The organism is Clostridium sp. ATCC 25772 (assembly GCF_001573875.1).
GTDB classification, from domain to species: Bacteria; Bacillota; Clostridia; order Clostridiales; family Clostridiaceae; genus Clostridium_J; species Clostridium_J senegalense.
Map to the genome: position 1 here is coordinate 1 of NZ_LFRG01000037.1, position 26,642 is coordinate 26,642.

The following is a 26,642-nucleotide window of genomic DNA, read 5'->3' on the forward strand; positions in this document are numbered from 1 at the left end:
GCATTTGTTTATATTGCTGCTATTTTTGTTTTATCTAAATAAGTTTTAGATATTTTGTTTTCAGACACGTCCTAATTTAAATTTAGAAAAAACACTATTGGAATATATTAATACAAATGTTATAATAATATAAACGCAAATGATTTGCAATACCTATTGAAAATTTGTAATTAATAAGTTAGTGGAGGATTTTAAAATAAATGTTTAAAAAAGTTATATCGTATACAATGATTATAATAATAACTTTATCACTAATAGGGTGCAGTGGTAAAAAAGAAGAAATAGAAACACAAAATGGGAAATTAAATGTTGTAGTAAGTTTTTATGCTATGGAGGAGTTTGTAAAAGAAATAGGTAAAGATAAGGTTAATGTTTATACTATAATTCCTGAAGGCGTAGAGCCACATGATTTTGAACCAAAAGCTAAAGATTTAAGAAAATTAGAAAATGCAGATATGTTAGTACTGAACGGTGCAGGTATGGAACATTGGAGTAAGGATGTTATAAAAGCAATTAAGAATGAAAAATTAAAAGTTATAGATACATCACAAGGAGTTAATCTTATAAATATATCTGAGGAAAATTGTGATAGTTCACATATAGAATCAGAAAATACTCATGAAAATTTAGGTGTAGACCCACATTTATGGTTAGGTTTGACTACTGCAAAAATTCAAAGTGAAAATATAAAAAATGCTTTAGTTGAACTTGATAATGCTAATAGTAAGTATTATGAAGAAAATTATGTTGCGTTTGCCAATGAATTAGATAATTTATATAAAGATTATAAAGTTAAATTTGACTCAATAGCTAATAAAAATTTTGTTACAGGACATGCAACTTTTGCATATCTTTGTAGAGACTTTAATTTAAATCAAATTAGTATTGAGGGAGTTTTTGCAGAAGGAGAACCGTCACCTAAAAAAATGAAAGAGTTAACAGACTTATGTAAAGAGAAAAATATAAAAACTATATTTATGGAAAGTTTAGTTAGTCCTCAAGTGTCAGAAACTTTAGCAAAAGAAGTAGATGGAAAAACTGCTACTATTTATACTTTACATAGTAAAGAAGATAATTTAAGCTATTTGGAATCTATGAAGTCAAATTTAGATATTATATATAATAGTTTAAAATAAATAATAAGAGCAATATGATTAATTATAATTATATTGCTCTTGTTATTTATTTAGGGAAACAAGCTCCAGTTTAAATTTATTCAATAACTTTAAAATATTTTTATACAAGATACAGTGTTGAATTCTAAATGATTCGGAGCATGTCTCACTATTTTGGGTATTCAAGTTTTGGAATGGATAATTTTAAAAGTCAACTTGGAACACTATATATAATAATAAATTAAAGTTAGAGATTTTTTACTATATCGTTCCTTGTTTTTTATTAGAAAAAACAGTAATATAAGATATGTAAGGCAGTTTTAAAATTAAAGTTTATAATCTTAAAAAATAAACTAATACTAAAAAGTTTTAAGTACATAGAAGGTGATAAATTGAATATATATTTAGTTAGACATGGAGAAACTAAAGAAAATAAGGATGAAAAATTTTATGGTGATATAGATAATGGGTTGACCGATTATGGAATATATCAGTGTGAAAAACTAAGAAATTTTTTAAAAGATAAAAAAATAGATAAGGTTTATGTAAGCGAAAAAGAAAGAACAATTCAAACTGCAAAAGAAATATTATGTGATAAGTTTAATTATGATGAGATTATTAGAGATTCTAGATTAAATGAAAGAAATTTTGGAGCATTTGAAGGTAAAAAGTATGATGAGTTAAAGTCAGAATATACAAAAGAATGCGATGAATGGGGAAAAGATTGGATTGGCTTTAAACCACCTGAAGGTGAAAGTTATAAAGATATGTATTTTCGCGTAAAAAGTTTTTTTCAAAAGATTATAAAAGAAGATGATGAAAATGTTTTAATAGTTGCCCATAGTGGGGTAATTAGAAGTATATATTGTTATATTGCTGATGATAATATGGAATTGTTTTGGAAATTTGCTTCTAAAAATGGAGATGTTTCAATAATTAAATATGAATATAATAATTTATTTATTGAAGGAATTATACCCAATAATGTTTTGTAAAATTTATTTCAATAATTAAATATAAATATTTTAAGGTAGGTGTAATTTATGGGGAAAATAGTCTTAGTAACTGGTGGTAGTAGAAGTGGAAAAAGTGGTTTTGCAGAAAGTCTACTTAAAGATACTAATGATGTTTTATATATAGCTACAGCTATAGTAACAGATAAAGAAATGGAAAGCAGAATAAATAAGCATATTGAAAGAAGAAATAGTAAATGGAATACATATGAAGGGTTTAAAGATTTACATATTGCTGTAGAAAACAGCAAAGAAAAGAATATATTATTAGATTGCATTACTATAATGGTTACAAATCTAATGTTTAATGAAAAAACAAATTTTGATGATTTATCATTAGAAGAAGCAGATCATATAGAAGAGCTTATAAAGGCTCAAGTAGAAAAGTTAATTGTAAAAGCAAAAGAGTGTAATAAAAATTTAATAATGGTTACAAATGAAGTTGGCAGTGGGCTTATACCAGAATATAAGTTAAGTAGAATATATAGAGACATAGCAGGCTCAATTAATCAATTTATCGCAAAATTGTGTGATGAGGTTTATTTTGTGGCTTGTGGATTGCCTTTAAAATTAAAATAATTAGGAGAGTATTATGAAAAATTATATAAAAAAATATATGAATGATTTTTTATTATATGTTCAATTTTTTACAAGAATACCTATAAATATGGAGTTAGAGTGCACAAATGAAAATTTTATAAGGGGATCTATATTTTTCCCAATAATAGCTTTAATAATCGGTCTTATAGAGTACGTTGTGTATGTAGTAATGATAAACTTTTTCCCTCCAACAATAGTAGCTATCTTAGTATTAATAACATCGGCTATACTAACAGGTGCATTACATATGGATGGACTAGGCGATGTATGTGATGGTTTCTTCGCTTTTAGAGGTGGAAAAGGAAGAATTATAGAGATAATGAAGGATAGCCAAATTGGAGTTTATTCATGTGTAGCTATAATTATGGATATATTACTTAAATATAATTTAATTAGTTTGGCAATAGAGAGTTCCATTCCAGAATTAATAATAGTTGCACCAGTTGTAGGAAGATTGGCTATAGTGTTTATTTCTACCATAGGAAAACCAGCGAAAGAAAATGGTAGTGGAAATATATTTATAGGAAAAATAAAAAAAAGTCAATTAGTATTAACTATAATATTAGTTATAGCATTAGAACTGATCTTTATAAATGTTAGAGAGGCTTGCACAATAACATTAGCTGTATTAATAATGGCATATGGATTTAATTGTTTTTGTAATTCTAAAATTAATGGATTAACAGGGGATACCTTAGGTGCTGTTAATGAATTAGCAGAGGTTTTAGCATTAATGGTATTTTTTATGATATAAAAGGAGCTTTTTATGAATAAAAAGAGAATAAGTTTTTGTGCTTGTAATGCAGGATTTGAATATGTAAAAGAAAGAATAGATAAAGAATTTCCAGAGCATGAAACGACAATAAATAAGTGCATAGGAGCTTGTGATAAATGTAGTTGGGATTTTATAGCTAGAGTAGATGGTGAGCTTATAGTGTCAGAATCAAAAGAATCTTTATATGAAAATATAAAATTAATTTTGAAAAAATAAGTAAATTTTAATAAAAAAAATTTATTCAAAGTAAATTTTCAAACAAATTTATTGTAAAGTATAGACTTTTTGGTGAAAATAGTTTAGAATTTGCCTTAAACAAGTAAATTTATTATATTTAATTTAATGTGTTAAGATGAAGGTCGTGGTAATTATATATTGCTAAGGCCTTTGTCTTTTTGTAATATAATAAATATTTAAAGTGTATCAGTAGCGATGATTATCAATAGTGCTAATTATCACTATTGATAATTAGGTATGAAATAGTATATAATAAATTATAGGTAAAATAATATAAATACTAGTAAAATAATATAAATACTATTAGGAGGACTTTTATGAATAAAATAGCGTTAATAACAGATAGTGCATCTGATATAAGAAAAGATGTAATAGATAAATACAATGTAAAAGTATTACCCTTTAGAATAATTATAAAAGATAAGGATTATAGAGATGGAGTAGATATAACTTTAAATGATGTTTACAAAGTTTTAGATACGGAGTCACCTACATCTTCATTACCATCTATGAAAGATATGGGAGTACTTTTTAATCAGCTGGAAAAAGAAGGATATACACATGTGATAGCAGTTACAATATCAAGCAAATTGTCAGGATTAAATAATGCTTTAAGGCTTGTAAGTGAGGATTATCCAACAATAAAGACTGAAGTAATAGATTCAAAGAGTATATCATGTGCAGAGACTATTATAATAAAAGAAGCTGGAGAAATGATAAATAGTGGATTAGAATTTGAGAAGATTGTAGAAAAATTAATAGAAGTTAGAAGCAAGATAAAAACATTTTTTATAATAGGTACATTAGAATATTTAAAAAAAGGTGGAAGAATAGGAAAAGTTGCAGGTGTAATAGGTGAATTATTAAATATAAAACCTATAGTTCTTGTTGATGAAGAAGGAGAATATTCTACTTATGATAAAGCAAGAGGAAGAAAACAATCTATAAATAAAATGTTATCAATAGGTAAAAAAATATTAGATGATAAAAAGTGTGATGTATATATAGGTAATGGAGATGCCAAAGAAGAGGCAGAGAAGTATTTACAAGAAATATCAAATCACCCTAATATTAATAACATATTTTTTAGTGGAGATATAAGCCCAGTTGCAGGATTACATTCAGGTCCAGGACTTTTAGGAATAGCTTTTTATGAGGTTTAGTAAATGGCTACTATAAAGGATATAAAAGAGGAAGAGCGTATATTATATGAGGAATATAAAAATAAATTGAATGAATTAAAAAAAGTTCAACAGGAAAAAGAAGCTGTAGGTCAAGTTTTTACTAAAGGTTTGCTCCCAATATATGTATTATACATATTAAGTATTGGTGCAACTAATGGAAATGATATATCTAATAAAATTGGTGAAAGAACTAATGGAAAATGGGTCCCAAGTACAGGGGGCATATATCCACTATTAAAAAAATTAGAAAAGAAAAAGCTTATAGTGGGAAACTGGGATGATTCAAAAAAGAAGATGCAAAAGATATATAATTTAACAGAGGAAGGCGAAAAAGAACTACATCATAAGAAATATTTGCTTAAAGATAGAATAGAAGAGGCATTAGAAGTATTTAAAATAATATATAAAGATTTGTATGAGTAACGAAAAACACTAATAATACATTTAATTTTGTATTATTAGTGTTTTTTTATATAATTTAGGTAAATATAAAAAAATAAGACCTTTATAAGGTCTAAATCATAAAATAATATTAAATTAAATAAATTTTTTATGGGGGAAATTCAAACTGTTATAATCAGTTTGAAAGATACTTGCTAAAAAATTTACATATCTGAATAATGGTTCAAATATGTAATTCCATCTAATGGAATTAAACCTTCAACACCTGGTTTAGTACCTAATATTCCTACCAAATATAATGTATAAAATTTAGTAGGTTTTAAAAGTGCATTAGGTATATAAAGCATAGTAATGTCTGTATTTTGAAATTTTATATCAAAACTGTATTTTTTAGGAGGTATTTCTTTATAATTTTCTACCTCCTTATACATTAAATCATTGAAAGTTATTTCATTATCGTTAAGTGATACATCTAAATTTGGACTTTCAGGTATTAAATTTACTATTCTTATTTTTACCTCATTATCATTAACAGGTCCAGTATAGCTTTCTATAATTGGATATAGTTCGAAATCATTTGGAAATTTTCCAATAGCAGCTATTGTGAAAATTTTATTTTCAGGAATATCCAAAATGGTATCATATAAAGTTTCACTAGCATTATTACTTTTAACAATTTTAATATTATATTTTCCAGGTAATAGTTTAACGTAATTTGTGAATTCTTTATAATGAAAATCTTTTATTAAGGGTAAATTATTTACGTAAACATCTACTGGTGGCGCATCGGGAGATGCGTGTAATAACCTTACAAAGGTTAATATGTTACTTTTATTATTTAAATTATCTGAATTATTCCTAAAATACATATCGCACCTCATTAATTAGTGTTTCTAAAATCAGTATATGCACCTTACAAAAAATGGTGATTGGAAATAAAAATATTTATGCAAAAAACAATTTATTGGTTTATAATTTTAGTATATAAAAAAATAAAATAAAGTTTAAGAAAGGAATGAGATTTATGGTTCTATTTAATAATGATTGGGATGAATTATTAAAAGAAGAATTTGAAAAAGAATACTATAAAAAACTTAGAGGATTCCTTGTATTAGAATATAATAATCATACAATTTATCCAGATAAATATAAAATATTTGAGGCGCTAAAGTTGACGTCATATAAGGATACTAAAATAGTAATATTAGGTCAAGATCCATATCATGGGCCTAATCAGGCACATGGCTTAGCATTTTCTGTTGAGAAAGGCATTAAAACACCGCCTTCACTTTTAAACATATATAAAGAATTAAATAATACGTTAGGATGCTACATACCTAATAATGGATTTTTAGTAGATTGGTCTAAACAGGGTGTATTATTGCTTAATACATCATTAACTGTAAGGGGTGGAGAAGCAAATTCTCATAGAAATAAAGGCTGGGAGATATTTACCGATAAAATTATATCTATTTTAAATGAAAGAGAGGATCCTATTATCTTTATATTATGGGGAAATAATGCAAAGGAAAAAGTTGAATTAATAACTAACCAAAGCCATTATATATTAAAGGCGGCACATCCAAGTCCATTATCAGCAAATAGAGGTTTTTTTGGATGTGATCATTTTAGAAAAGCAAATGAAATATTACTTGCGTTAAATAAGCAACAAATAGATTGGCAAATAAAAAATATTTAAAAATATAAATTTATATGTTAAGGGGAAGGGTATTATGGAAATTTTACAAAATACATTAAAGTGCATCGAACCTAGTTATAAGGAAGTAATGATAAAAACGAAGGAAAGATTAGATGCTTTAGCAAAACCTATAGGAAGTTTAGGAATATTAGAGGAGATAGCAGTAAAAATATCAGGTATAACTGGTGATGTTTATAATACGTTATCTAAGAAAAACATAATAATTATTTGTGGAGATAATGGTGTAGTAGATGAAGGAGTAAGTACATGTCCACAAGAAGTTACTGAAACTGTAACCTATAATTTTGTTAAGGGTATAACAGGGGTATGTGCATTATCTAAATTTACTAATACAGAACTTACAATAGCAGATTTAGGTATAAAATGTGATATGAATAGTGAAAAAATTTTAAAAAGAAAAATTTCTTATGGAACTAAAAACATGGCAAAAGAACCTGCAATGACGAAAGAGCAAACAATTAAGGCTATAGAATCAGGAATTGAAATTGTAGATAAATTAGCAAAAGAAGGATATAAAGTTCTTGGAACTGGTGAAATGGGAATAGGAAATACAACTACAAGTGCAGCAGTTTTAAGTGTATTATCTGGACTAGATGTGGATAAGGTGACAGGAAAAGGTTCTGGACTTACAGATGAACAATTAAATCATAAGAAAAATGTAATTAAGAAAGCTATAGAGATAAATAAACCTGATAAAAATGATATAATAGATGTTATTGGGAAAGTTGGAGGATATGATATAGCTGGACTTTGTGGATGCTTTTTAGGGGCTGCAAAACATAGAATTCCTATAGTTATAGATGGATTTATAGCATCAATATCAGCACTTTGTGCACAAAGATTGAATGAAAATTGTAAAGATTATATGTTTCCATCACATTTATCAGCAGAGCCAGGAGCTATATATATTATGAAAGAATTAAAACTAGAACCTATATTAAACTTAAAAATGAGATTAGGTGAGGGATCTGGATGCCCATTGGCTTTTAATATAATGGAGGCAGCATTATATACTATGGAGAATATGGCAACTTTTGAAGAAGCAAGGATTTGCAAAAATGATTATATTGATATAAGGGAACAGGATTCTATATAGTTATGACTTATAATGTGTAATTGACTAGAACAGAAATACTAAATTAAATTTTGGAGTATCATTATTAATACCATACATATTTATAAATTAAGTAAGCTTTCTAATGGCTTATTTTATTAGATAAATAGATTATAATCTAGTACATATGTTAGAAATTTATTTTACTATGATGTTTTAAGGAGAAGAAGTATATAAATTAATACTAAAATTAAATAGAAATTAAAAGAAACGCTACATAAAAGATGGTAGCGTTTTTTAATTATCATAAATATCAGAAAATGCAATATTTATTTGATCAGCATGATTAGTATGGATGACTCTATTTATTTTATCTAAATCATTTTTTGTAGTAGCAATTAGTGGAAATGTAACAATAAATTCACTACCGAAATTTTCTTCACTAATAAGGTCAATGGTGCCATTATGGGTTTCTACTAAAGATTTAACAACGGAAAGTCCAATCCCACTGCCTTCGTTAGTTCTTGTGAAAAGAGGATCAGCTTGGATAAATCTATCAAAAACTTTAGATTGTTTATCTTTAGAAATTCCAATACCATTATCCTTTACTGATAAAATTACATTTTTTTCTTTTATATATAATGATACATCAATAGTTCCACAATCTTTTGAAAATTTTATAGCATTGGATAAAAGATTAAGAATAACAATTTCAAGTTTTTCTGAGTTTCCTTCTATTATTGCAAATGGAATAATAGTATTAAAATTTAAAGTTAAATTTCTTTTAGAAGTATACTCTTCTACTGATGAACAAATGCTTGCAGTTAAAGTAACTAAATCTAGTTTGTAGGTTTCTAAGTTAACTATACCAGCATCAAATTTGGAGCACTCTATTAAATTGTTTATAAGTCTAAGTAGTCTAAAACAATTTTGTTTCATTATCTTAGAATAATAAGAAATTTTACCTTTAAATTGCAAATCATCTTGATTTTTTATATATAAGTCAAAAAGTTGCAGTGAAGAATAAATTACATTTACAGGTGTACGTAATTCATGGGAAATATTTGCGATAAATTCATTTTTGATTTTTTCCCACTCTTCTCTGTCCTTTAGTTTTTTATCATTCTCACTTAATTTATTTTCTATAATTTTAGTGGTTGTAATATCTTTAACAACACCCCAAAACATTCCAGTGTTTAAGTATTTATCTTTTATATAAAACAAAGTAGTAGTATTTAACCTTACAGAGCCATCTTTATGATAAATTTTATAATCAACTAATTCTTGAGGTTTACCAGTTTCAATGGCTTTTTTTCTTAAATCAGTTAATATATCATTAGTAGCATCGTCTGTAAAAATACATTGATGTTGTCCTATAATTTCATTAACAGTATAACCTAAATATTTAAATGCATTAGATGAACAAGAAGTAAAATATCCATCTTCAGACATTGAATAAACTATTTGATAGGAGTTGTTAATTAGTTCTGAGAAAAGTTTATCTGCAAATTTTAATCTCATCTCATAATATTTTTCCTCTGATAAATCTCTAATAATGCCTGAATACTTTATTAAGTTATTATCATTATCAAATATACCTTTGCCACTTGCTTCTACATAACGAATAAATCCAAAGTTATCTACTAGTCTAAACCTAAATTTAAATTTGGGAACAGAAGGAGTTGCAGTTATAGAAGTTATAAGGGAATGGTCATCTTCGTGTATATAATTATCCATAAATTCATCAAAAGAAAAATTATTAGTATTTTCTATAGATAAAATAGAACATAACCCTTTTGAAAGTACAAATGTATTTAAAAGAACTTCATATATAAAGAAACCCATTTCGTCTAAATCGTCAATGGTTTCAAATAAATCCGATGTTTCGCCTTTTATATAATCATTTATCATAAATCCTCACCTTAAATCGTAATAATATAAAATTATATCAAAGTAGCAGTGAAAAAAATGTAAAATATTGCGACAAATAAACAAAAAAAATCATTAGAAATTTAAATAAATGTTATTACTCTTAAAAATAACTATAATACTTTAAATTTATATTGTAAAAAAATGTAACAAATGATGTTGTTGTTTAATATAAATATATAGTGAGTAGGTATGTAAAAACAATAATTAATTTTATGTACAAACTAAATAATTATTAGGAGGGTATGTATGTATAAGGAAGTAGAAGATATTTTAGTTTGTCCTAGATGTGGAAGTAAGATTAATATAAGAAAAATTTACTTAAAAGAAGGAGAAGAAATAATTGAAGGAACTTTAAATTGTGAAAAAAATCATAAATTTTATATAAAACATGGGATTATAGATTTTCATTATAAAGAAAATAAAAATGTATCTAATTTAGCACAGTTTTATTTTGAAAGAGATTTTGAAAATATTAATATAGCTATTGAAAATAAAACTCCTAACAATTTAAGGAATTTCCAAAATTTATCCAAACAATATATGAATGCTATTATACAGAAGAAAAAATATAAAAATATATTAGACATAGCTTCTGGTAGAAGTATACTTCTAGAAGGAATGGCTGAAAAATTTTCCCATAATCCTAATATAGTATCATTGGATTTAAACTTTGCCGTTTTAAAGTATAATAGGAAAATGATAAAAAAAATTAACCCTAAAGCTAAAATTACCTATATTGCATGTGATTATTTAAATTTGCCCTTTAAAAATAGTGCTTTTGATTGTATAACGTCATATTATGGATTTCCCAATATGGCACAATCATCACCTAGAGTTATGCAAGAAAGCTATAGAATTTTAAGACGGAAAGGATTAGTATTAGACGCTAGAATTTTAGTATCAGATAAAGATGAATATTATAATCAATTAAAAGCAATAGCTACAGCTAATATGAATTTTCCAAATCCAGAAATTGTGTCTGTAGAGCAATTAATTTTACAAATATATAAAAAGATAGGTTTTTCTGAATTTAAAAATGAAAAAATTGGAGAATCAATTGGAGAATTCAATGAACTAGATATAATTCCTATGCAAGGTCAAAAATTTAAATCATCTGTACTAATAATTAAAAAATAAAAAATCAATTAATTTATAAATTTTTACTATAATTATATTAAAATAGTTGTTAATATTAGAGGTGATTTAAAGTGATTATAAATTATGCCCATAGAGGAGCGAGTTTCATATATCCAGAGAATACTATGCTTGCATTTGAAAAAGCATTAGAAATGGGATGTACTGGAATAGAAACGGATATACAAAGAACGAAGGATGGAGTTTTAGTTCTTATACATGATGAATATGTAAATAGAACTACTGATGGTGTAGGATTGGTATGTGATTATACTTATAAAGAACTTAAAAAATTAGATGCAGGTAAATTTAAGGATAAAAGATATAAAAATATAGAAATACCTACATTAAAAGAATTTTTAAGTTATGTTAAAGATAAAAATATAAAAATAAATTTAGAAATAAAAAATTCTATAATTCCATATAAAGGAATAGAAAAAGAGATACTATTTGAAATATTAAATGAGAAAGTTGAAGATAATATAATTGTCTCAAGTTTTAATCACAATTCAATGATTGAATTAAAAAAAATATATCCTAAAATAAAAATTGCTGCTCTTTGTGAATATATAGTTAGTGATTTGGAAAAATATAAAATAGATAAATTTGAATATATACATCCTAATTATATATTTGCAGACAAAAAGGAAATATTAAAATGTCATAATAAAAAAATGGGCGTAAATTTATATACTATTAATGACGAAAAAGACATGGAAAAATTTATAAAATATAAAATTGAAGGGATAATAACTAATTGCCCAGACAAACTAAAAGAGGTAATCGATAAAAATAAATTTTAATATAACTTGATAGTGTGTATTGACATGGAATAAATATGATTATAAAATATAAAATATAAAAAATAAATAAAATGTTTGTACAATGATGTGCAAACTTAAAAGAGTAATGATGCTCCTTAAGAATTTTCTTAGGGAGCTTTTGTTTTTTAAAATAAATTGTTAGGAAGTGAAAATATGGGTAACTTTAAAGTTGGACCAAATGTTTATTTTGGAGTTGGAAAATTAGAAAAACTTCGTGAAATTAATTGTAAAAAAGCATTTATAGTAACAGATCCTTTCATGGTGAAATCAGGAGCAATAAATCAAGTGACAGATCATTTAGATGCTGCAAAAATAAATTATAAAGTTTTTTCTGATATAGTTCCAGATCCACCACTTGAAATAGTATCTAAAGGAATTAAAGCTATGGATGAATTTGATCCAGAGGCTGTAATAACATTAGGTGGAGGGTCTGCAATTGATGCAGCAAAAGCAATTAGTTATTTTAGAAATATGATAAATAAAGGATTACACTCAGAAAAAACAGACAAAAAAGTATTATTTATAGCAATACCAACTACCAGTGGAACAGGTTCTGAAGTAACATCATTTTCTGTTATAACGGATAAAAAATTTAACGTTAAATATCCATTGGTTGATGAGGCTATGGTGCCAGACATGGCTATATTAGATGCTAATTTAGTAAAAACTGCTCCGAATTTTATAACAGCAGATACAGGAATGGATGTATTGACTCATGCTATAGAAGCATATGTATCTACAGAAAGCTCAGATTATAGTGATGCTTTAGCTGAAAAAGCTATTAAATTAGTTTTTGGTTATTTAGAAAGAGCATATAAAAATGGAAATGATCTAGAAGCAAGGGAAAAAATGCATAATGCCTCATGTATAGCTGGTATGGCATTTACTAATGCATCATTAGGAATAAATCATAGTATGGCTCATATAATAGGAGGAAGATTCCATATTCCACATGGAAAAGCAAATGCTATATTGCTTCCTTATGTTATAGAATATAACGCAAATTTAAAAGAATTCAACAGAAATGAGTATAGTGATACAGCTAAAAGATATGCCGAAATAGCTAAATTCTTAAATTTAACAAGCAGTAACAATGCTAGAGAGGGCGTTAAATCTTTAATAAGAGCTATTTGTACATTAAAAAGAAACTTAAATATACAATCATCATTAAAAGAAGCTAAAGTTGAAAGAAAAGATTTTGAAAGTAATTTAGAAGATATTGTTAATATAGCAATAAATGATGGATGTACTAAAACTAATCCAAGATACCCTAATCCAACTGAACTTAAAGAAGTATTTAAAGTAGTTTACGAAGGAAAATAATTTTAGTTTTCCAATTAAAGAATATTTTCGAAAAATAATTGACAATTAGTTTTTGGAATTATATAATAATAACATAAATTAAATAAATTTTAATTGTGCAATGGCGTACAATTTTTATTAAGAGCAATGGAGCTCCTAAAAAAATACAATGTTTGTAATTTTTTTAGGGGCTTTTTATAATTTTTTAGGAAATGGAGTGAGATGTTTGGAAGAAAAACAAAGGGTTATACAGGAATATGTACCAGGTAAACAGGTAACATTAGCTCACTTAATAGCACATCCTAATAAATCAATATATAAAAAATTAGGGCTAAGTGATGAAAATTGCGAGGCTATAGGAATTTTAACAATTACTCCAAGTGAAGCAGCTATAATTGCTGCAGACGTAGCAACAAAAGGTGCTGGAGTAGAGGTAGGATTTTTAGATAGATTTAGTGGTTCTTTAGTTATTACTGGAGATGTTTCAAGTGTTGAGGCAGCATTAAAAGAAGTTTGTGATGTACTTGAAAATATATTAAGTTTTACAACGACTAAAATTACTAAATCATAGGAGAGATATTAGTGAAAAAAGTAATGCTTATAGGTTCCATTGGAGCTGGAAAAACAACATTAACTCAAAGTTTGAAAAATCAACTTATAGAATATAAGAAAACACAAGCTATTGAGTTTAATGATTTTATAATAGACACTCCAGGGGAATATATAGAAAATAGAATTTATTATAACGCTTTAATAGTAACATCAGCAGAAGCAGATGTTATAGGACTGCTTCATGATTGTACAAATGAAAATATTAATTTTCCACCAGGGTTTGGAAATATGTTCAATAAACCTGTTATTGGAATTTGCACTAAAACTGATTTATGTGATAATGAAGATAAAATATTAAGAAGCCATGAGTTTTTAAAAATTGCAGGTGCGGATAGAATATTTAATATTAGTGTAGTAAACAATAATGGAATAGAAGAATTAAAAAAATATTTAGAAATATTTTAAGGTTTTTATGGTAAAATAATAATATATATTATTGTTGAATCCAAAAGAGGTGGAACATATGACAAAACGAATTGTAATAGCCGATGATGAACCTATTACAAGAATGGATATAAGAGAAATGTTAGAAGAGGAAGGTTACGATGTTGTAGCTGAAGCTTCAGATGGCTTTGATGTTATAGAATTAGCCAGAAAACATTCTCCTGAACTTATAATAATGGACATAAAAATGCCATTGTTAGACGGCTTAAATGCTACTAAAATTATTTTGAAAGAACAATTAGCAAATGCAGTAGTATTATTAAGTGCTTATAGTAATAAAAGTTTTATACAAAAGGCTAAAGAAGTAGGTGCTATGGGATATCTGGTCAAACCTTTAGATAATAAATCTTTAATAGCTACTATTGAAGTCTGTTTATCTAAAGCAACTGAATTTAAAGATATGCAAAACACTGTTAAAACTTTAGAAAATAAGCTAGAATCAAGAAAAGTTATAGAAAAGGCTAAAGGAATACTTATGAAGCAAAGAAACATTACAGAAGATGAATCATACAAATACATAAGAAATCTTAGCATGAAAAAAAGAGTAACAATGGATGAAATATCAAAAATAATAATAATGAGTGAAGAGGAAGTTTAAAGCAGTGAAAAGTAATATGAACAATATAAGAGAATTATGTTTAAAATATACTTATTTAAGCAATAAAGATATAGAAGCAATACAAAGTATATCTAAAACACTACAATTCATAGCAGACTCTTCAAAAGCAGACGTTTTTATAGATTGTTTAAGCAAAACTAAAAGCGATTCAGCAATAGTTGTTGTAAGTGCTAAGCCACGAAACTCACAATCACTTTATAAGGAAAATGTTGTAGGGAAACTTGCAATAAGAAAAAATGAACCTGCAGTAATAAGAACATTACAAACAGGAATTCCATCTAGAGATATTAAAGCTATAACTCAAGAAAATATAATTGTAAAACAGAATGTTGAACCAATAAAAAATGAAAAAAATGAAGTTATAGCAGTAATAATATCAGAAAAGGATGTTACAGAAGATGTCAAGGAAAATAAAAAACTTGAGATATTAGCAGAAACTAATGAAGAATTAATTTCACAAATTGAAGGTAAAAAGATAAAGTATGGAAATGGAGATATTGCTTATCATGTAAATGACGCTATATTGATATTTGATGAGGATGGTATATTAAGATTTAAAAATCCAGTAGCAGATGAGCTCTATAAGAAACTTGGATATAATCAAGAATTAATAGGAATGGATTTCTCTAACTTAGCATTATCAAAGTCAACTTTATCACAAATAATAGAAAAAAAATCTATAGAAGTAGAAGAAATAGATATAGGGGATATGTCTTTTCAAATAAAGTATATATCTCAAGGTAGTAAAGTATTAAAACTTGCAATGCTTATAAAAGATATTACAGATGTAAAGGAAAAAGAAAGAGAACTGATTTTAAAATCAGTTGTTATAAAAGAAATACATCATAGAGTTAAAAATAATCTTCAAACAATAGCTAGTTTATTGAGACTTCAGTCAAGAAGAATACATAGTGAAGAATTTACAATAGCTATAAATGAAAGTATAAATAGAATACTTAGTATAGCGATAACTCATGAAATATTAGCAAAGCAAGGTATTGATGAAGTTAATATAAAAGATGTAATAAATAAGATAAAAAGATTTATGGTTACATTAGATAAACGAGATGATTTAGATTTATCAATAGAAATAGAAGGTGATGACCTTATTATTAGTTCAGATAAATCTACAGCAGTTGCATTAGTTGTAAATGAAGCTATACAAAATTGTATAAAACATGCTTTCGTAGGGAAAAATAGTGGAAAAATTGTTGTAAAAATAGAAAAAGGTAATTCTTATTCTACAGTTTCAGTAAGAGATGATGGTATTGGATTTGATGTTAATTCAATATCCAATAGTAGCTTAGGACTTATGATAATTAATAGTTTAGTTTCAGATAAACTAAAAGGAAACTTAAATATACAGTCAAATGAAAATGGAACAAATCTTTTGTTTGATTTTAAAAACTAAATAAAAAACCATATTTACAAGGATGTAGATATTAGTTAAGGCAATGGAGCCCAGAGAATTATTAAGTATAATTTTTATACTGATAATTATTCTGGGCTTTTTTATCTTAAAATATATAAATCTAAATTTTAAGAAGTGAACTAAAGTTGGAAAGGAGGCAATCCGTATTAAGCACTTAAAGTTATAGAAAATTAAAGCTTTATAACGGTTAAATGATATGAAAGAAACAATTTTAAGTGTAGGTATAGATATAGGGACTTCTACAACTCAATTGGTATTTAGTAATATTACTATTGAAAATGTGGCAAGCAATTTTACTGTACCAAGAGTAAATATAGTTGATAAAGAAATTATATATAGAAGTGCTATTTATTTCACACCTTTGATCACTCAAAACAAAATAGATAAAGAAAAAGTAAAAGAAATAATAAGAAGCGAATATGAAAAAGCAAATGTAAATGTAGCAGATGTTAAGACTGGTGCTGTAATTATAACCGGAGAAACTGCAAGAAAAGAAAATGCTAATGATGTACTTCAAACATTAAGTGGATTTGCAGGTGATTTTGTTGTAGCAACAGCAGGACCAGATTTAGAGTCTATTATAGCAGGTAGAGGTGCTGGCGCCGATAAAATATCAGATGAAGAAAATGCTTATGTAGTTAATGTTGATATAGGTGGAGGAACATCCAACTTAGCACTATTTAAAAATGGTGAACTTATAGATACAGGGTGTATGGATATAGGTGGAAGGCTAATAAAAATAGACATTGAAACTAAAAAGATATATTACATTTACCCTAAAATAAAAAAGTTAGCATCTTCCATAGGTATAGATATAAATATTGGAGATGTAGCAGATTTAGAAAAGATAAGAAAAATAGCTAAAAAAATGGCAGAAATCTTAGAAGAATCTGTATGTATAAAAGAAAGAAGTGAAATGTATAATTTACTTCAAACAAACAAAGGAATAAAAGATGGCTACGAGATAGAATATGTAACTTTTTCTGGAGGAGTAGCTGATTATATATATAAAGATGACTATACTGATTACTTTAAATTTGGTGATATGGGAGTAATTTTAGGAGAAGAAATAAAAAAATCCAATTTATTATCAAAGCTAAAATTAAAACCAGCCATAGAAACAATAAGAGCTACAGTGGTAGGAGCAGGATCTCATACTACGGATATAAGTGGTAGCACAATTACTTATACAGACGATTTGTTTCCAATAAAAAACTTACCAATATTAAAGTTGTCGCAGGAAGATGAAGAAAATGGTTTTCAAAAAATAGAAGATGCAATTAAAGAAAAAATAAATTGGTTTAATGTAGAAAATGAAAATCAATTAGTTGCAGTTGCTTTAAAAGGAATGAAAAATCCTTCCTTTATAGATATACAAAACTTAGCTACGTCAATTATAAATGGGATGAATGAATTTATAAAGAATAATTATCCATTATTTGTAATTGTTGAAAATGATATAGCAAAGGTCCTAGGACAAACTATTTATGCAAAGCTTAATAGAAAAAATAATATAGTTTGTATAGATAGTATCAAAGTTGAAAATGGTGATTACATAGATATTGGAAAACCATTAGTAAATGGGAAAGTTGTACCAGTAGTAATAAAAACATTAGTATTTAATTCATAATTTTTAGAGAGGTGAATGATAGTGATACTTAAAACTAAGTTATTTGGAAAAGTGTATCAATTTAAAGATGTTAAAGAAGTTTTAGCAAAAGCTAACGAGGAAAAATCAGGTGATAAGCTAGCTGGCGTAGCTGCATCGACTGCTCAAGAGAGAGTTGCTGCAAAAGTTGTGTTAAGTAATTTAACAGTAGCAGACATAAGAAATAATCCAGTTGTACCATATGAAATGGATGAAGTTACAAGAATAATCCAAGATGCAGTAAATGAAAAAATATATGGAGAAATTAAAAACTGGACAATTTCAGAATTAAGAGAATGGATATTACAATCAACTACAACAGGAGCTGATTTAAAAAGAATATCTAGAGGATTAACAAGTGAGGTTATCGCAGCAGTTACTAAGCTTATGTCAAACTTAGACTTAATATGTGGAGCTAAGAAAATAAAAGTAATAGCTCATTGTAATACTACAATAGGAGAAACTGGCAGATTATCAGCTAGACTTCAGCCAAACCATCCAACAGATGATGTTGATGGAATAGTTGCTTCTTTACTAGAAGGATTAACATTTGGTATAGGTGATGCTGTTATAGGATTAAATCCAGTTGATGATACTGTTGGAAGTGTAGTAAAAGTACTTAAAAAGTTTGAAGATATAAAACAAAAATATGAAATACCAACTCAAAACTGTGTATTAGCACACGTAACAACACAAATGGAAGCTATAAAACAAGGTGCTCCAACAGACCTAATATTCCAAAGTATAGCAGGATCTGAAAAAGGAAATGAAGCATTTGGACTTTCAGGATCTTTAATAGAAGAAGCAAGACAACTTGCATTAAAAGAAGGAACAGCAGCTGGTCCAAACGTTATGTATTTTGAAACAGGACAGGGATCAGAATTATCAGCAGATGCTCATCATGGTGCAGACCAAGTAACTATGGAAGCTAGATGTTATGGATTTGCTAAAAAGTTTGAACCATTCTTAGTTAATACAGTTGTTGGATTTATAGGACCAGAATATTTATATGATAGCAAAGAAGTTATAAGAGCTGGACTTGAAGATCACTTCATGGGTAAATTAACAGGAATACCAATGGGTTGTGACGTTTGTTATACAAACCATATGAAAGCAGATCAAAATGATGTAGAAAATTTAGCTGTTCTATTAGCAGCAGCAGATTGTACTTACTTTATGGGAATACCTCATGGAGACGACATAATGCTTAACTATCAAACTACAGGATATCATGAGACAGCAACATTAAGAGAATTATTAAACAAAAGACCTATAGCTGAGTTCGAAGCTTGGTTAGAAAAATGGGGCTTTATGGAAAATGGAAAATTAACAGCAAAAGCAGGCGATGCTTCAGTATTACTTAGAAAGTAGGAGGGTAAGTACTATGTTTTCAGAAAATGATTTAAAGAAATTAGTAGAACAAGTATTAGTTGAAATGACATCTAAGCAAGGTGGAAGCGCTAACGTAGCAACACAAAAAAATGAGGAAAATATATCAATTGATGAGAATGGAATGATTCCAGATATTACAGAAGTTGATATAAGAGAAACTTTATTAGTAGATAATCCAGCTGATGCAGAAGCGTATTTAAAAATGAAAAAACACACTCCTGCAAGAATCGGTATTGGTAAAGCAGGAACAAGATATAAAACAGAAACAGTGTTAAGATTTAGAGCTGACCATGCAGCAGCACAAGATGCTGTATTTACAGATGTAAATGAAGAGTTATTAAAAGAAATGAATTTACCAATAGTTCAAACTATGTGTGAATCTAAAGATGAGTTTATAACAAGACCGGACCTTGGAAGAAAAATATCTAAAGAGGAATTATCAAAATTAAGTTCACTTAAGAGAAATCCTCAAGTTCAAATATTTGTTGCAGATGGATTAAGTTCAAAAGCAATAGAAGCAAATATAAAAGATATTTTACCGGCTCTAATTCAAGGATTACAAGGTTATGGAATATCAGTTGGAGATCCATTCTTTGTAAGATTAGGAAGAGTTGGAACTATGGATGTTATATCAGAAGAATTTGGAGCAGATGTAACTTGCCTTTTAGTTGGAGAAAGACCAGGTCTTGTAACTGCTGAAAGTATGAGTGCTTATATAGCTTATAAAGCAACAGTAGGAATGCCAGAATCAAGAAGAACAGTTGTATCAAACATTCATAAAGGTGGTACTCCATCAGTTGAGGCTGGAGCTTATATAGCAGATATAATCAAATTAATGCTAGAGAAAAAAGCAAGTGGATTAGATTTAAAATTATAATTCAGGAGGAATAACATTATGAAAAATGATCAACTTCGTGCATCAGTTTTAAGCGTTAAGATAATACCTAACGTTAATCCTGATATGGCTAAGGAATTAAATTTAAAACCTGAACATAGAAGTATAGGAATATTAACAGCGGATTCTGATGATGTGACTTATACTGCATTAGATGAAGCAACTAAGGCAGCAGAAGTAGAAGTAGTTTATGCAAAATCATTCTATGGTGGAGCTGCAAATGCGAATAGTAAATTAGCTGGTGAAGTTATAGGAATAGTTGCAGGACCAAGTCCAGCAGAAGTTAGAAGCGGACTAAATGCGGCAGTTGATTTTATAGAAGGTGGAGTTGCCACATTCTATAGTGCTAATGAAGATGATTCTATAGCGTATTATGCACAATGTGTATCTAGAACAGGTTCATATCTTTCTCAAGTAGCAGGAATAGAAGAAGGAGAAGCATTAGCATATTTAATAGCACCACCAATAGAAGCAATGTATGCATTAGATGCAGCTATGAAGGCAGCAGCAGTTGATTTAAAAGCATTCTTTGGACCACCATCTGAAACAAATTTTGGTGGAGGATTATTAACAGGAAGTCAATCCGCATGTAAAGCAGCATGTGAAGCTTTTGCAACAGCAGTAAAATTTGTAGCTGATAATCCAAAAGAGTACTAATAATAGGTGGATAAAATGAATAAATCCACACTGGGTTTTTTAGAAACTTATGGTTTTGTTGGTGCAGTAGAAGGGCTAGATACAGCTTTGAAATCTGCAAATGTTGAACTTGTTAGCTGTGAATTTGTTACTGGAGGAATAGTTACTGTTGTAATTACAGGAGATGTTGCCTCTGTGAAAGCTGCTATAGAAAGTGCATGTACAGCAATTGAAAGAGTAGGAACTTTAAGAAATGCTCATGTTATAGCAAGGGCAGATAATGAAGTTTTAAATATATTCAATAAAAAAGAAGAATCAAAAGAAGAATCAAAAGAAGAATCAAAAGAAGAATCAAAAGAAGAATCAAAAGAAGAATCAAAAAGTAATGACATAGATAAAGATGAAAAAGAAACAAAGTATGAAGAGAAAGAGAATGATGAAAAAAATCAGCCAATAGGAATTGAGCAATTAATGAAAATGAGTAAAGAAGAACTTGAAGCGTTAAAAGTTCAAGAACTTAGAACATTGGCAAGAAAATTAAAAGAAGAACATAAACTTTCTCTAACTAAGAAACAAATTAAGTTTAGCAAGAAAGATCAATTAATAGAAGCTATACTTAATGAGCAGTAGGAGGCGAAATGAATGGAGCTTTTAGATAAAGATTTATTATCATTACAAGAAACAAGAAAGCTTATAAAAAATGCTAAAAAAGCTCAAGAAGTTTACAAAACATTTTCTCAAGAAAAAGTTGATACAATAGTTAAAGCTGTTGCAGAAGCAGCAGAAAAAGAAGCTGTAAAATTAGCAAAAATGGCATTTGAAGAAACTGGTTTTGGTAAATGGGAAGATAAAATAGTAAAAAACACTTTTGCAAGTAGAGTTGTTTATGAAAATATAAAAGATTTAAAAACAATTGGAATAATAAATGAAAATAAAGAAAAAAAATATTTTGAAGTAGGTGTTCCAGTAGGGGTGGTTGCAGGATTAATTCCATCAACAAATCCAACATCAACAACAATATATAAAACTTTAATTTCATTAAAAGCAGGAAATGCAATAGTTGTGTCTCCACATCCAAATGCTAAAAAATGTATCATTGAAACTGCAAGAATATTAAATGAAGCAGCTATTAAAGCTGGAGCACCTGAAGGACTTATAGGATGTATAACAATCCCATCTCTTCAAGGTACTAGCGAATTAATGAAACATAAGGATACAGCATTAATACTAGCAACAGGTGGAGAAGCTATGGTAAAAGCTGCATATAGCTCAGGAACTCCAGCAATAGGCGTAGGACCAGGAAATGGAGCTGCATTTATTGATAAAACTGCCGATATAAAATTAGCAGTAAAAAGAATAATAGATAGTCAAACTTTTGATAATGGAGTAATTTGTGCATCTGAACAATCAATAGTAGTTGAAAAATCTATGAAAGAAAAAGTAAAAGAAGAGCTTGTAAGACAAGGTGCTTATTTCTTAAATGAAGAGGAATCTGATAAATTAGGTAAATTTATATTAAGATCAAATGGTACAATGAATCCTCAAATTGTTGGAAAGAGTGTAGAAAAATTAGCAGAAATGGCTAAGTTAAATGTTAAAGCTGGAAGTAAAGTTTTAATATCAGAGCAATGTACTGTTGGAAAAGATAATCCATATTCAAGAGAAAAACTTACACCAATCTTAGCATTCTATACAGTAGAAGATATGGAACATGCAATAAATCTTTGTACTGATATATTAATGAATGAAGGTAAAGGTCATACTTTAATTGTTCATTCTAATGATGATGAAGTTATAAGAACATTTGGATTAAGAATACCAGTATCAAGATTATTAGTTAATACTCCAGGTTCATTAGGTGGAATAGGAGCTTCAACTAATTTAGTTCCAGCACTTACATTAGGTTGCGGTGCTATTGGAGGAAGTTCAACTTCAGACAATATAGGACCTTTAAATCTGATGAATATAAGAAGAGTTGCATGTGGTGTAAGAGAAATTGAAGAACTTAGACCAAAAGAAAATTTAAATAACACTTCAAATAGTGGTATGTCTCAAGAACAATTAGAATTAATAATTAAAAAAGTTGTTGAGCAATTATCAGCACTTTCTTAATTAAAATAAATTATAAAAATTTAAAATAATAAAGGTAAATTTAAGGAGGAACTTAAAATGGCAAACATGAATGCATTAGGAATGATAGAAACTAAAGGATTAGTAGGAGCAATAGAAGCAGCAGACGCAATGGTTAAAGCTGCAAATGTAACTTTAATAGGAAAAGAGCAAGTTGGTGGCGGATTAGTTACTGTAATGGTAAGAGGAGACGTTGGAGCTGTTAAAGCTGCTACAGATGCTGGAGCTGCTGCTGCTGAAAGAGTTGGAGAGTTAATATCTGTTCACGTAATTCCAAGACCACATAGTGAAGTTGAAGTTATACTTCCAAAAAGTGAACTATAATTAAAAATTTCCTAAAAAATTGTGACATTTACTTTAAATAAAAGATATATATAATTTATCTAACATGCCCATGAACTTATAATTCAATAATTATTACAGGTCATGGGCATAGTTTAGGTAAAATAAGTTAATCTATAAAATTTAGATTATTTTTATATTTTAGGTTATTAAATTAACCTAAAACATCTTGTTAGAGGATGTGAAATTATGAGTGTTTTAACAGAAAGCGCTTTAAGAAGCAAATTAAAAAATCAGAATATTAGTGAATATGTAGTTGAAAGGGGAGTTATAGTTACTCCATCAGCTAAACAGTATTTACAAGATAAAAGTATAAAATTGATTTATAAAGACGATGTGAATTTAAATAATAATACTAATCAATTGATTAAAAAAGAAGAAACCATTGAAAATAAATTTCTTCCAAGATATGAAGGGTTAACTGGTGGATTTTTTGAAAAGAAACCAGAACATATGACTCAATTGTATGGAAATAAATTAGTATTGAAAAATCATAAAAGAATAGTATTAAGAGGAAGATTAGATTCACTTCAGAGTAAAATATTAAAGGCACAAATAATATGCAAGAATTTAAATGAAAAAAAAGTTATAAAAGATTTAGAAGAAGTTTTAGCATATGTAAGGAAGATATTAGAGTGCGAGGTAACAGAAAAGTCGTTACCAGAAGTTTCACTATTAGGATTAAATGAAACAGAATTAAGATCATACTCTCATAACCCTAAGAAATATTTAAATACAGATCATATAATATTTGCAAATTATGAAATGGGTGATGTAGTTATTGAACTTAATAGTTTAAGAACTGAAAGTAGAGAGGTTGAAATAGTGGCCTTTAATGCTTTTAAAACAGAAGATGGAGAACTTTCAAGAAATGATATAGCACTAGCAATGAATAGATTGAGTAGCTGTTTTTATGTAATGATGTGCAAATACGTTTCAGGTAAGTATAAATAAGAGGTGAAAAAATTGGCAATATCTAATGTAGAAGTCAACTATATTGTTGAAGAAGTGGTAAAAAGATTATATGGGAAAAAAGGTATATTAGTTGAGGCATCAGGCAGACATATTCATCTTTCAAAAGATATGGTAGAAACACTTTTTGGTAAAGGATATAAACTTACTAAAAAAAGAGATTTATCACAACCAGGACAATATCTTTGTGAAGAAAAAGTTACTATCATAGGACCTAAAGGTGTAATGCAAAATGTATCTGTATTAGGACCAGCAAGAGAACATACTCAAGTTGAACTTTCAAAAGGTGATGCTGTTTCTATAGGTGTTAATGCACCAGTTAGAATGTCCGGAGATATTAAAGGCAGTGCACCAATAACATTAGCAAGTAAAAATGCTGTTGCTAGGTTAGAGGAAGGAGTTATAGTAGCTAAAAGACATATTCATATAACTCCAGAAGATGCTAGTAAATATGGTGTAAAAGATAAAGAGAATGTTATGGTTAAAATAAATGGAGAAAGAAGTTTAATTTTTGATGATGTAGCAGTTAGAGTAAGTGATAAATTTAATACAGTTCTTCATTTAGATTATGATGAAGCTAATGCCTGTGGATATACTAAAGACACTTATTGTGAAATAGTAAAGAGGTAGGTTATGAAAAATCTAAATAGAGTTGATGAGCTTATACAAGCTGTTGAAAATTCAATAAATAATCCTAAGAAAATTTCAAATGATGAAGAGCTTTATGTAGGAGTAGACTTAGGAACAGCTTATATAGTAATAGTAGTTCTAGATAAGGATAAAAATCCTATAGCTTGTGAAATGAAATTTGCTCAAGTTGTTAGGGATGGTTTAGTTGTAGATTTTATTGGCGCTACTAATATAGTAAGAGAGCTTAAATCTAAAATAGAAAATAAATTAAAAATAGAACTTACTAAAGCAGCAATAGCCGTTCCACCTGGAACTGGAGAAAGAGACATAAAAACTCATATCTATGTAGTTGAGGGTGCAGGTATGGAAGTTGTGTCAGTAGATGATGAACCAACTGCTGCAAATGCTGTACTTAATATTGAAAATGGTGTAGTTGTAGATGTAGGTGGTGGAACTACTGGGCTTTCAATATTTGAAAATGGAAAAGTTATATATACTGCTGATGAAGCTACAGGTGGAACACAACTGTCACTAGTAGTAGCCGGTGCATATAAAATTCCTTTTGAGGATGCAGAGGAAAAAAAGAAAAATGTTAGAAATCAAGAGGAAATTTTTCATATTGTAACTCCAGTAATCCAAAAAATAGCATCTATTATAAAAAATCATATAGAAGGATTTAATGTAGAAAACATATACTTAGTTGGTGGAACTTGTTGTCTGAAAAATTTTGAAAAAATAATTGAAAAAGAGACAAAAATAACAACAATAAAACCATTAAATCCATTCTTAGTTACTCCTTTAGGCATAGCAATTAATTGTGTTGATAAAAAAGAAAATTAAATTTCTAAATTATCAAAAGAAAGGGAGCCTAAAAGATGAATAATGAAAAGTTAGTTGAATTGATAACTAAAGAAGTAATTCGTAGAATGAAAGCTATTATTGAAGAGAATAATTCAATAAAAAATAAAATTTTAATTTTAGAGCATAATGAAAATATGTGCCCAATAGTAAAAAAGAGATTAGAAGAAAATAATATAATAGCAGATTCTATAGATACTATGAAAGATATAAATGAATATAAGTGTATATTAATACAAAATATTTCAAACAATGAACTTAGAAATATCTCTCAGGGATATGGAAGTTCTAAAAAGGAAAAATTAATTGTAGATTTAATTTTAAAAGGTGAAAAATTATATGCTTTAGAAAAAGGTGTAGAATTTGAAGAATACAAAGATGTGGCACCTAAAGTATTAATAAATGTTTTTGAAGAATATAAAAATAAATTAGAATTATTTGGAGTTGTTTTTACATCTTTAAAATCTATTATAAGTAATACTAATAAGGTTGAAAAAACTATAAAAGAAGTAGTTAAAAAAGAAGAGAACATAAGAAATAATATGGAAAGTATAGTTAATGAAAAATGCTGCATAGTTAATGAAAGAGTATTAAATAAAAAATTAATTTCAGAAATAGATATTAGAAATTTAAAAAAAGAAGGAGTAAATGAAATTATAGTTGCTAAGAAATCTATAATTACTCCATTAGCAAAAGATTTTGCAAGAATAAATAATCTTGTAATTAAAGTAGAAAGTTAA

29 protein-coding genes are annotated in these 26,642 nt (G+C 27.6%); 27 read left to right on the forward strand and 2 right to left on the reverse strand.

Annotated features, from left to right (window positions below):
- Positions 1–200: 200 nt before the first annotated feature.
- From AZI32_RS12710 to AZI32_RS12740, 7 genes are all read left to right on the forward strand, one after another.
- Positions 201–1,136, forward strand: coding sequence for a metal ABC transporter substrate-binding protein (locus tag AZI32_RS12710; RefSeq protein WP_061996198.1), 936 nt, complete (start codon positions 201–203; stop codon positions 1,134–1,136).
- Between the two features lie 371 nt (positions 1,137–1,507).
- Positions 1,508–2,110 (forward strand): alpha-ribazole phosphatase, encoded by a 603-nt coding sequence (gene cobC / locus AZI32_RS12715; protein ID WP_061996199.1) that lies wholly within the window; start codon positions 1,508–1,510, stop codon positions 2,108–2,110.
- A gap of 48 nt (positions 2,111–2,158) precedes the next feature.
- Positions 2,159–2,707, forward strand: a complete 549-nt coding sequence (gene cobU, locus AZI32_RS12720) for a bifunctional adenosylcobinamide kinase/adenosylcobinamide-phosphate guanylyltransferase (RefSeq protein WP_061996200.1) — start codon at positions 2,159–2,161, stop codon at positions 2,705–2,707.
- Between the two features lie 13 nt (positions 2,708–2,720).
- On the forward strand, positions 2,721–3,482 hold the full coding sequence (gene cobS / locus AZI32_RS12725) for an adenosylcobinamide-GDP ribazoletransferase (protein ID WP_082761249.1): 762 nt from the start codon (positions 2,721–2,723) through the stop codon (positions 3,480–3,482).
- A 12-nt stretch (positions 3,483–3,494) separates the two neighbouring features.
- Entirely contained in the window at positions 3,495–3,719 is a 225-nt protein-coding gene (locus AZI32_RS12730) for a DUF1450 domain-containing protein (protein WP_061996201.1), read from the forward strand.
- 338 nt (positions 3,720–4,057) lie between these two features.
- Entirely contained in the window at positions 4,058–4,903 is an 846-nt protein-coding gene (locus AZI32_RS12735) for a DegV family protein (protein WP_061996202.1), read from the forward strand.
- 3 nt (positions 4,904–4,906) lie between these two features.
- Entirely contained in the window at positions 4,907–5,347 is a 441-nt protein-coding gene (locus AZI32_RS12740) for a PadR family transcriptional regulator (RefSeq protein WP_061996203.1), read from the forward strand.
- Positions 5,348–5,529: 182 nt separating this feature from the next.
- On the opposite strand, the gene AZI32_RS12745 is transcribed toward AZI32_RS12740, so the two are convergent.
- Positions 5,530–6,195: a DUF4397 domain-containing protein gene (locus tag AZI32_RS12745; RefSeq protein WP_061996204.1), complete on the reverse strand. Its 666-nt coding sequence runs from the start codon at positions 6,193–6,195 to the stop codon at positions 5,530–5,532.
- A 155-nt stretch (positions 6,196–6,350) separates the two neighbouring features.
- Here AZI32_RS12745 and AZI32_RS12750 point away from each other — a divergent pair, with 155 nt between their 5' ends.
- Positions 6,351–7,025, forward strand: coding sequence for a uracil-DNA glycosylase (locus tag AZI32_RS12750; protein ID WP_061996205.1), 675 nt, complete (start codon positions 6,351–6,353; stop codon positions 7,023–7,025).
- 34 nt (positions 7,026–7,059) lie between these two features.
- Positions 7,060–8,142 (forward strand): nicotinate-nucleotide--dimethylbenzimidazole phosphoribosyltransferase, encoded by a 1,083-nt coding sequence (cobT, locus tag AZI32_RS12755; RefSeq protein ID WP_061996206.1) that lies wholly within the window; start codon positions 7,060–7,062, stop codon positions 8,140–8,142.
- Between the two features lie 255 nt (positions 8,143–8,397).
- Here cobT and AZI32_RS12760 read toward each other — a convergent pair whose 3' ends face one another.
- Positions 8,398–10,011, reverse strand: coding sequence for a PAS domain-containing sensor histidine kinase (locus AZI32_RS12760; RefSeq protein WP_061996207.1), 1,614 nt, complete (start codon positions 10,009–10,011; stop codon positions 8,398–8,400).
- Between the two features lie 267 nt (positions 10,012–10,278).
- On the opposite strand from AZI32_RS12760, the gene AZI32_RS12765 reads away from it, so the two are divergent.
- The 18 genes from AZI32_RS12765 (at position 10,279) to AZI32_RS12850 (ending at position 26,642) form a co-directional block, all read left to right on the forward strand.
- Complete coding sequence (locus AZI32_RS12765; protein WP_061996208.1) at positions 10,279–11,169, forward strand: class I SAM-dependent methyltransferase; 891 nt, start codon at positions 10,279–10,281, stop codon at positions 11,167–11,169.
- Between the two features lie 71 nt (positions 11,170–11,240).
- Positions 11,241–11,969 carry a glycerophosphodiester phosphodiesterase gene (locus tag AZI32_RS12770; RefSeq protein WP_061996209.1) on the forward strand — a complete coding sequence of 243 codons (729 nt, stop codon included), beginning with the start codon at positions 11,241–11,243 and terminating at the stop codon, positions 11,967–11,969.
- Between the two features lie 174 nt (positions 11,970–12,143).
- Complete coding sequence (locus tag AZI32_RS12775) at positions 12,144–13,313, forward strand: 1-propanol dehydrogenase PduQ (protein ID WP_061996210.1); 1,170 nt, start codon at positions 12,144–12,146, stop codon at positions 13,311–13,313.
- A gap of 148 nt (positions 13,314–13,461) precedes the next feature.
- On the forward strand, positions 13,462–13,863 hold the full coding sequence (locus AZI32_RS12780; RefSeq protein WP_242865302.1) for a BMC domain-containing protein: 402 nt from the start codon (positions 13,462–13,464) through the stop codon (positions 13,861–13,863).
- A gap of 11 nt (positions 13,864–13,874) precedes the next feature.
- Positions 13,875–14,309, forward strand: coding sequence for a EutP/PduV family microcompartment system protein (locus AZI32_RS12785; protein ID WP_082761251.1), 435 nt, complete (start codon positions 13,875–13,877; stop codon positions 14,307–14,309).
- A gap of 58 nt (positions 14,310–14,367) precedes the next feature.
- Positions 14,368–14,946 (forward strand): response regulator, encoded by a 579-nt coding sequence (locus tag AZI32_RS12790; RefSeq protein WP_061996211.1) that lies wholly within the window; start codon positions 14,368–14,370, stop codon positions 14,944–14,946.
- A 4-nt stretch (positions 14,947–14,950) separates the two neighbouring features.
- On the forward strand, positions 14,951–16,378 hold the full coding sequence (locus tag AZI32_RS12795) for a sensor histidine kinase (RefSeq protein ID WP_242865303.1): 1,428 nt from the start codon (positions 14,951–14,953) through the stop codon (positions 16,376–16,378).
- A gap of 217 nt (positions 16,379–16,595) precedes the next feature.
- On the forward strand, positions 16,596–18,029 hold the full coding sequence (gene eutA, locus AZI32_RS12800) for an ethanolamine ammonia-lyase reactivating factor EutA (protein ID WP_061996212.1): 1,434 nt from the start codon (positions 16,596–16,598) through the stop codon (positions 18,027–18,029).
- A 21-nt stretch (positions 18,030–18,050) separates the two neighbouring features.
- Positions 18,051–19,418: an ethanolamine ammonia-lyase subunit EutB gene (locus AZI32_RS12805; protein WP_061996213.1), complete on the forward strand. Its 1,368-nt coding sequence runs from the start codon at positions 18,051–18,053 to the stop codon at positions 19,416–19,418.
- Between the two features lie 13 nt (positions 19,419–19,431).
- Positions 19,432–20,316: an ethanolamine ammonia-lyase subunit EutC gene (gene eutC / locus AZI32_RS12810; protein WP_010294074.1), complete on the forward strand. Its 885-nt coding sequence runs from the start codon at positions 19,432–19,434 to the stop codon at positions 20,314–20,316.
- A gap of 18 nt (positions 20,317–20,334) precedes the next feature.
- Entirely contained in the window at positions 20,335–20,991 is a 657-nt protein-coding gene (gene eutL, locus AZI32_RS12815; protein WP_061996214.1) for an ethanolamine utilization microcompartment protein EutL, read from the forward strand.
- A gap of 15 nt (positions 20,992–21,006) precedes the next feature.
- Positions 21,007–21,600 (forward strand): BMC domain-containing protein, encoded by a 594-nt coding sequence (locus AZI32_RS12820; protein WP_061996215.1) that lies wholly within the window; start codon positions 21,007–21,009, stop codon positions 21,598–21,600.
- A 12-nt stretch (positions 21,601–21,612) separates the two neighbouring features.
- Positions 21,613–23,082: an acetaldehyde dehydrogenase (acetylating) gene (locus tag AZI32_RS12825; RefSeq protein ID WP_010294064.1), complete on the forward strand. Its 1,470-nt coding sequence runs from the start codon at positions 21,613–21,615 to the stop codon at positions 23,080–23,082.
- 57 nt (positions 23,083–23,139) lie between these two features.
- The gene (gene eutM / locus AZI32_RS12830; protein ID WP_010294063.1) at positions 23,140–23,424 is read left to right on the forward strand and encodes an ethanolamine utilization microcompartment protein EutM; all 285 of its coding nucleotides are present in this window, start codon (positions 23,140–23,142) and stop codon (positions 23,422–23,424) included.
- 207 nt (positions 23,425–23,631) lie between these two features.
- Positions 23,632–24,396: a cobalamin adenosyltransferase gene (locus AZI32_RS12835; RefSeq protein ID WP_061996216.1), complete on the forward strand. Its 765-nt coding sequence runs from the start codon at positions 23,632–23,634 to the stop codon at positions 24,394–24,396.
- A gap of 18 nt (positions 24,397–24,414) precedes the next feature.
- Positions 24,415–25,044, forward strand: coding sequence for an ethanolamine utilization phosphate acetyltransferase EutD (eutD, locus tag AZI32_RS12840; protein WP_026022273.1), 630 nt, complete (start codon positions 24,415–24,417; stop codon positions 25,042–25,044).
- A gap of 3 nt (positions 25,045–25,047) precedes the next feature.
- Positions 25,048–25,884, forward strand: a complete 837-nt coding sequence (gene eutJ / locus AZI32_RS12845) for an ethanolamine utilization protein EutJ (RefSeq protein ID WP_010294057.1) — start codon at positions 25,048–25,050, stop codon at positions 25,882–25,884.
- Between the two features lie 35 nt (positions 25,885–25,919).
- The gene (locus AZI32_RS12850; RefSeq protein WP_061996217.1) at positions 25,920–26,642 is read left to right on the forward strand and encodes a TIGR02536 family ethanolamine utilization protein; all 723 of its coding nucleotides are present in this window, start codon (positions 25,920–25,922) and stop codon (positions 26,640–26,642) included.

Coding starts and splice junctions, on each gene's coding strand:
- AZI32_RS12710 (WP_061996198.1), top strand. CDS start 201: ATGTTTAAAAAAGTTATATCGTATACAATGATTATAATAATAACTTTA.
- cobU (WP_061996200.1), top strand. CDS start 2,159: ATGGGGAAAATAGTCTTAGTAACTGGTGGTAGTAGAAGTGGAAAAAGT.
- cobS (WP_082761249.1), top strand. CDS start 2,721: ATGAAAAATTATATAAAAAAATATATGAATGATTTTTTATTATATGTT.
- AZI32_RS12730 (WP_061996201.1), top strand. CDS start 3,495: ATGAATAAAAAGAGAATAAGTTTTTGTGCTTGTAATGCAGGATTTGAA.
- AZI32_RS12735 (WP_061996202.1), top strand. CDS start 4,058: ATGAATAAAATAGCGTTAATAACAGATAGTGCATCTGATATAAGAAAA.
- AZI32_RS12740 (WP_061996203.1), top strand. CDS start 4,907: ATGGCTACTATAAAGGATATAAAAGAGGAAGAGCGTATATTATATGAG.
- AZI32_RS12745 (WP_061996204.1), bottom strand. CDS start 6,195: ATGTATTTTAGGAATAATTCAGATAATTTAAATAATAAAAGTAACATA.
- AZI32_RS12750 (WP_061996205.1), top strand. CDS start 6,351: ATGGTTCTATTTAATAATGATTGGGATGAATTATTAAAAGAAGAATTT.
- cobT (WP_061996206.1), top strand. CDS start 7,060: ATGGAAATTTTACAAAATACATTAAAGTGCATCGAACCTAGTTATAAG.
- AZI32_RS12760 (WP_061996207.1), bottom strand. CDS start 10,011: ATGATAAATGATTATATAAAAGGCGAAACATCGGATTTATTTGAAACC.
- AZI32_RS12765 (WP_061996208.1), top strand. CDS start 10,279: ATGTATAAGGAAGTAGAAGATATTTTAGTTTGTCCTAGATGTGGAAGT.
- AZI32_RS12775 (WP_061996210.1), top strand. CDS start 12,144: ATGGGTAACTTTAAAGTTGGACCAAATGTTTATTTTGGAGTTGGAAAA.
- AZI32_RS12780 (WP_242865302.1), top strand. CDS start 13,462: ATGTTTGTAATTTTTTTAGGGGCTTTTTATAATTTTTTAGGAAATGGA.
- AZI32_RS12790 (WP_061996211.1), top strand. CDS start 14,368: ATGACAAAACGAATTGTAATAGCCGATGATGAACCTATTACAAGAATG.
- eutA (WP_061996212.1), top strand. CDS start 16,596: ATGAAAGAAACAATTTTAAGTGTAGGTATAGATATAGGGACTTCTACA.
- eutC (WP_010294074.1), top strand. CDS start 19,432: ATGTTTTCAGAAAATGATTTAAAGAAATTAGTAGAACAAGTATTAGTT.
- eutL (WP_061996214.1), top strand. CDS start 20,335: ATGAAAAATGATCAACTTCGTGCATCAGTTTTAAGCGTTAAGATAATA.
- AZI32_RS12820 (WP_061996215.1), top strand. CDS start 21,007: ATGAATAAATCCACACTGGGTTTTTTAGAAACTTATGGTTTTGTTGGT.
- AZI32_RS12825 (WP_010294064.1), top strand. CDS start 21,613: ATGGAGCTTTTAGATAAAGATTTATTATCATTACAAGAAACAAGAAAG.
- eutM (WP_010294063.1), top strand. CDS start 23,140: ATGGCAAACATGAATGCATTAGGAATGATAGAAACTAAAGGATTAGTA.
- AZI32_RS12835 (WP_061996216.1), top strand. CDS start 23,632: ATGAGTGTTTTAACAGAAAGCGCTTTAAGAAGCAAATTAAAAAATCAG.
- eutJ (WP_010294057.1), top strand. CDS start 25,048: ATGAAAAATCTAAATAGAGTTGATGAGCTTATACAAGCTGTTGAAAAT.
- AZI32_RS12850 (WP_061996217.1), top strand. CDS start 25,920: ATGAATAATGAAAAGTTAGTTGAATTGATAACTAAAGAAGTAATTCGT.